The following is a 4,656-nucleotide window of genomic DNA, read 5'->3' as shown; positions in this document are numbered from 1 at the left end:
GGAGTGTCAACCCCTCCATGCCCTACCCACTTATGGGGGGTCAAATTGCCCTGGAGAGGGGAAGTTTTCCACCGGCTTCCCTTGCATCGCCTGATGCATGAAATCTCGCCAAATGGGGGCGACAAAACCGCCACCCGTGGCTCCAGAAGCCAAAGGTCTGTTGTCATCATTGCCCACCCATACGGCAGTGGACAACTGAGGCACATAACCCACAAACCAGATATCCCGCTGAGAAGAAGTCGTTCCCGTCTTCCCCGCCGCCGGACGGCCTATCCTGGCACTTGTTGCCGTTCCCTGGCTAATGACCCCTTGCAGGACATTCGTGAGAGAGGCAACCGACCAAGGATCGAGAACCAATTTCGGTTTCGGGGTATTGTCCAGCAAAGTATTCCCCGTGCTGTCCGTCACTTGGACAATAAAGGTCGGATCCGAATGCCAACCATTGCTGGCAAAAGTGGCAAAAGCCCCAGCCATTTCCATCGGCGTCATATCGATCGCCCCTAACGGCATAGAAATCACAGGTTCCATCGGACTGGTAATCCCTAGGGAACGGCAAATTTCAATAACCTTATTTAAACCGACCGCTTGGCCGAGTTTAATCGCCGGAATATTCAGAGATACTTCCAACGCCTTGCGAATCGAAACCGCCCCCGAAAAACCGCCACCGTAGTTTTGCGGCGAGTAATATCCATTCCCGTCTCGATAGCTCACCGGGGTATCCTGGACAATCGAGTTTGGGCCGTAGCGACCCGACGCAAAGGCCGCATAATAAACAAACGGCTTAAACGCCGAACCCGTTTGCCGTCGCGCCTGAATCGCTCGGTTATATTGGCTACTTTGGAAATCCACACCCCCCACCATCGCTTTCACGAAGTGAGTGCGCGGATCCACCGCCACTAGGGCGACTTGACCATTGGTGCGACTATAGAACAATCCCTGATAATACAGCCGCTCATGCCAACGCTGGACCGTTTGTTCCGCCATCCGTTGGAAATTCATATCAATTGTGGTTTGAACGCGCATCCCTCCTTTGAGGACTGCATCCCGACCAAAACGCCGAGTCAACTCCTGAATCACCGCATCGGTGACATAAGGCAGATTACTTTGACCGAAGGAGGTAACTCGTCCCACCAATAGCGGTTGCTGACGAGCTTCAGCTTCCTCTTCTGTCGTAATCCACTTCAGGTCACGCATTCGGCCCAGGACCACCGCCTGCCGTTGTTTCGCCAGGGGATAGTTGACAAAGGGGCTATATTCTTCCGGGGCCTGGATGATGCCCGCCAGCATCGCAGCCTCTGCCAGGGTCAACTCCGAGGACGGCTTATTAAAATAGCTTTGGGAAGCCGTTTCAATCCCATATAAGTTATGCCCCCAATACACCTGATTCAGATAGAATTCTAAAATCTCGTTTTTTTCGAGAATTTGCTCCATGCGAATCGCCAGAACCGCCTCAGCAGCTTTCCGGCTAAAGGAGCGATTCGGGGACAAAAATAGGTTTTTAACCAACTGCATCGTCAGGGTCGAGCCACCTTCGACGGTCTCCCCTTGCTCTAGGTTGGCGACCAAGGCCCGCATTACCCCGCCGGGGTTAATTCCGTGGTGGAAGTAAAAGTGGCTATCTTCAATGGCTAGAACTGCTCGTTTTAGGTTCGGGGAAATATTATCTAAAGGAACCACTTCCCGGTTGGCTTCATCATGAATCCGTGTTAAAAGTGTCCCATTAATATCGTAAATGTACGTCGTTTCTGTGGGAACATAGGTGCGGAGAACTCGGACGTCAGGAAGGTTGCGGAAGCTCAAAGCCAAGCCGACCAGTCCACCAGCCACGACCGAACTGAGCAACATGGTCATTCCAAGCAGAGTTCCTGCGGTGACTTTGCTGACGCCATGAAAAAAGCTGAAAATTGGTGCGGAGTCTCCAGGGTGATTTTGTCTAATCGTGTTAGTAGACACGGCGATTTTACTTCCTCTCTAATCAAAGCTCAATAGGATGAAAGGCGGACCAGGCAACTGGGTATACAGGTAAGGTCAAGTCATTTTGGAGCAATTTTAGCGCGATCGCCTAACAATTGGTGGCAGCAATCTCATCGATGCAGTTTATCATCCCTAGGATAATCCTGCCGCAACCCCAACCGCTTGCATCCAATGTTTGGACAGTCTGCCCTCATCCCCCACCAGCCCCATTCTCCCAAAAAGAGAGCAGGGGAGCCAGATTCAAAGTCCCTCTCCCCCTTTGGGAGAGGGATTTAGGGTGAGGGCAGCTTTCATTGGGATGCTCCCACGCCAACCGCTTGCTTCCCCAAAATTAGATCGACAAGTTCCCAATCCAATCATCCGGACGGCCCGATCGCCATCTTGACGCAGTGGGCGGGACTAAACTGTTTTTCTCCCAGGTTCTCCCAGGTCTAACCCACCCTAACTCACTGATTTTGGCAATTCATAGTAATCTTCAAAGCCTAAACCCATGATTACGTCAACCATCCCAAGATAAGGAACCAAAATTCTTTATGATGGGTGCAGGGTTGTGGTTTACCCCCTAACCCCTTGCCCAGTTCGGTTGACGATCTCGCAGCACAAGGATTACCTAATTTTTTAGGTAAACTTGTAAGTCACCCACCCCCTGACGCATTTGTACAACCTGGCACAATTCAATTAAAACCCTTGAATCAAAGTTTAGCTTGGCTGCACCGTGGTGTCAGCGAAATTTTTCCCAATCAACCCGAATCCCCGGACCCCAATGAGTCCTTGGTTGCCCGTCTGCACCGTGCAGAGGGCCCCTTACGAGTTAAGTTAGGCATCGACCCCACCGGTGCCGATATCCATTTGGGTCATAGCATTCCCGTGCGAAAAATGCGGGCGTTTCAAGACGCAGGTCATACTGCCGTTTTAATTATCGGGGACTTTACCGCCCAGATTGGCGACCCCACCGGCAAATCAGAAGTCCGTCGCCAACTCACCGCAGAAGATGTCCAGGGCAATGCCCAAACCTATCTCGACCAAGTTCGTTCTATTTTAGATTTCGATACCCCCGGACGCCTAGAAATTCGCTACAACTCTGAGTGGTTGTCCAAGCTGAATTTAGCCAAAATTCAGGAACTCTTAACCACGATGACTGTGGGACAAATGTTGGCGAAAGAGGGATTCGCCGATCGCTACGAGAAAGGCAACCCCATCTACCTCCATGAGTTTCTCTATCCCCTGATGCAAGGATATGATTCTGTCGCAGTTCAGTCCGATGTCGAACTCGGCGGTACGGACCAAAAATTTAATATCGCCGTGGGACGGGATTTACAGCGCTATTTCGGCCAGGTCCCTCAGTTTGGCCTCCTCATGCCGATTTTGCTGGGGACCGATGGCAGCCAAAAGATGTCTAAATCCCTGAATAATTATGTGGGTTTAGCAGAAGACCCCTTATCGATGTATTCCAAGTTGGAAAAGATTCCCGACTCCCTGATTGAGGAATATTTTGAACTGTTAACGCCCTTAGCGTTGGACGAGTTACCGGAAAACCCCCGCGATCGCCAAAAATTACTGGCAACCACGGTGGTGGCGCATCAACATGGGGAAGAGGCGGCAAGGGAGGCCCGACTTGCAGCGGAAACCTTGGTCCAAGGAGATGCCACCCAAGCTGAAGCGGTCCCCGAATTTTCGTTAGCGGGGGTGGAATTTCCCGCCAAACTGTTTTATATCCTCAATCTGAGTGGGTTATGCGCCAGTAGTTCTGATGCGCGTCGCCAGATTAAAGGGGGGGCCGTGCGTTTGGATGGCGATCGCATTGCTGATGAAAATCTCTCCTTTGCATCCCCCGCTGACCTCAATCATAAGGTTTTACAAGTCGGTAAAAAGAAATTCGTGCGCCTAGTCCAGTCCTAACCTTTGTCCCCCTCTCCCCTGTAATTATGTCTGTTTGCGATCGCATTATCGTTCCCCTGGATGTCCCCACTCAAACCGATGCCCTCACCCTGATGGATGCCCTTCCCGAGGTCTCCTTCTGGAAAGTTGGACTAGAACTATTTGTCAGTTCCGGTCCCAGCATTCTGTCTGAACTCAAAACTCGTCAAAAACGGATTTTTCTTGACCTGAAATTTCACGATATCCCCAACACTGTGGCCGGGGCCTGTCGGTCAGCAGCCCAGTATCAGGTCGATTTGCTGACCATTCATGCCACTTGTGGACGCAGGGCGCTCAAAGATGCTCAAACTGCATTATTAGAAACGGCTGGAGAGAAAGCGCCTAAACTTATCGCCATTACCCTGTTAACCAGCCTCAATTCCCGGGATTTAGCTTTTGACCTCAAAATTCCTGTCGAGTTGCCCGAATATGCCTTGCAGATGGCTTTACTCGCCAAAGAGAGTGGCTTGCCTGGGGCGGTTTGTTCTCCTCACGAGGCGGCACAATTGCGATCGGTTTGTGGTTCGGAGTTTCTGTTAGTCTGTCCCGGAGTTCGTCCAACTTGGTCAGAAGCGGGAGATCAACGACGCGCTATGACCCCTGGGGAGGCAATTAAAGCCGGGGCCGATTATTTGGAAATCATGCTCAATCCCAATCTTCCCGAACCCAATTTACTCAAAACCCTACTAGAACCGTTATTAGAGGATTTTCAATATTGGTTTGCCCGATCGCGCAAGTTATTGGAAAATGAGGAAATCTCCTTTT

3 protein-coding genes are annotated in these 4,656 nt (G+C 51.1%); 2 read left to right on the top strand and 1 reads right to left on the bottom strand.

Annotation, left to right across the window (positions count from 1 at the left end; translation table 11 throughout):
• Positions 1–30 precede the first annotated feature (30 nt).
• Positions 31–1,953 carry a PBP1A family penicillin-binding protein gene (locus J0895_RS20255; protein ID WP_207089806.1) on the bottom strand — a complete coding sequence of 641 codons (1,923 nt, stop codon included), beginning with the start codon at positions 1,951–1,953 and terminating at the stop codon, positions 31–33.
• Positions 1,954–2,661: 708 nt separating this feature from the next.
• On the opposite strand from J0895_RS20255, the gene tyrS reads away from it, so the two are divergent.
• Positions 2,662–3,873: a tyrosine--tRNA ligase gene (gene tyrS / locus J0895_RS20250; protein ID WP_207089805.1), complete on the top strand. Its 1,212-nt coding sequence runs from the start codon at positions 2,662–2,664 to the stop codon at positions 3,871–3,873.
• Positions 3,874–3,899: 26 nt separating this feature from the next.
• On the top strand, positions 3,900–4,656 hold a 757-nt coding region (pyrF, locus tag J0895_RS20245; protein WP_242541452.1), incomplete at its 3' end, for an orotidine-5'-phosphate decarboxylase.

Source organism: Phormidium pseudopriestleyi FRX01, assembly GCF_017313335.1.
Taxonomy (GTDB): domain Bacteria; phylum Cyanobacteriota; class Cyanobacteriia; order Cyanobacteriales; family Laspinemataceae; genus Laspinema; species Laspinema pseudopriestleyi.
This window is presented reverse-complemented; position numbering and strand designations above follow the sequence as displayed.